This window comes from Neisseria sp. P0021.S006 (assembly GCF_051956895.1).
Genome location: NZ_JBQCWZ010000391.1, coordinates 1 through 1286 on the forward strand (window position 1 = coordinate 1; position 1286 = coordinate 1286).

Annotated in this window: 2 protein-coding genes; both read right to left on the reverse strand. The window is 49.1% G+C overall.

The features are described 5' to 3' along the window. On the reverse strand, positions 1 to 410 hold a 410-nt coding region (locus tag ACTHUM_RS14400; RefSeq protein WP_440403212.1), incomplete at its 3' end, for a THUMP domain-containing protein. 116 nt (positions 411 to 526) lie between these two features. After that, positions 527 to 1286, reverse strand: a 760-nt coding sequence (locus tag ACTHUM_RS14405) for a solute carrier family 23 protein (RefSeq protein WP_440403213.1), incomplete at its 5' end; no start/stop codon positions are given.

Consider the following 1286-nt stretch of genomic DNA (forward strand, 5'->3'; position numbering starts at 1 on the left):
GGGTTGATTTTACCCACGCTCGGACGCGCATCATAAATATCGCGGAAGGCATCGCAGACGGCATCTTTGATTTTCAAACCGACAAAATCCAAGCTTTTCACATTAGCGCGCTTGCCTTCGACTTTGACTTTAAAGGTCTGCTCCAGCTTAAACCAACCTGTCCAATGGAGATTTCGTGCCAATTTGTAGATATCGTGTTCATTGCGATAACCACCTTTGGTCAAGCGCAGCAAAACACGGCTGGCAACGCGCGAATACAGGTTGATGCGATACACCTGCTCCATCGTGCCTTTACATGCCACACCGCCGTCAACAGCGCGGATATCCTGACATACCATATTTTCGAGTTCCTGCGTCAAAGGCACTTCCAAACCGCGAGGACAAGTGATAAAAAGTGAATAAACCGTCATATAAAACCTTTCCGGGTAGAGCTATCCGAACCACTCGGATAACAAATAAAAACAATATTATAGCCGAAAAACCAAAGGCCGTCTGAAACTTCAGACGGCCTTTGAATAAAGCTTGCTTAGTGATCCAAACTGTCGGTTTCAACCTTAACCGCTTTATCGGTTTTATCTTCCGGCAAAACCAAGTTCAACAATACCGCCATAATACCGCCTGCGGAAATTGAGTTTTGGAACAATACCGGCAGGTTTTTGAACACTTCCGGCTCAAACGCCACGCCCAAACCCAAACCGACAGAAGTAGCCGCGATGACCGCTTCACGACGGCGAATACCGTGGCTAACCAAAATCCGCACACCGGCAATCGCAATCAGACCAAACATCAACACCATCGCACCACCCAAAACCGGACTCGGAATCGTGGTAAACGCGCGGCCGATGACAGGGAACAAGCCCAACAATACCAAAATCGCCGCAATATATTTGCCCACATGACGCGAAGCCACGCCTGTCATTTGAATCACGCCGTTATTTTGCGCAAAAGTGGTCAAAGGCAAAGAGCCCAACGCAGTCGCAATCACAGACACCAAACCATCTGCCAATACGCCGCCGCGCAGGCGTTTGGTGTATTCCTCACCCTCAATCGGCTGCTCGGAGACCATTGCAGTCGCCGTCAAGTCGCCCACTGCTTCAAATACGCTCAACAAGAAAATCGCACCGGCAACGATAAACGCGTGCCAATCAAATGCGAAACCATATTTAAACGGAACAGGCAGGGTAATCAGCGGCAAGTTTTGCAGGGCAGAAAAATCTACTTTGCCCAAAAACAGCGCAACAATATAACCGACAATCAAACCCACCGCGATGCCGCTCATACGCAGC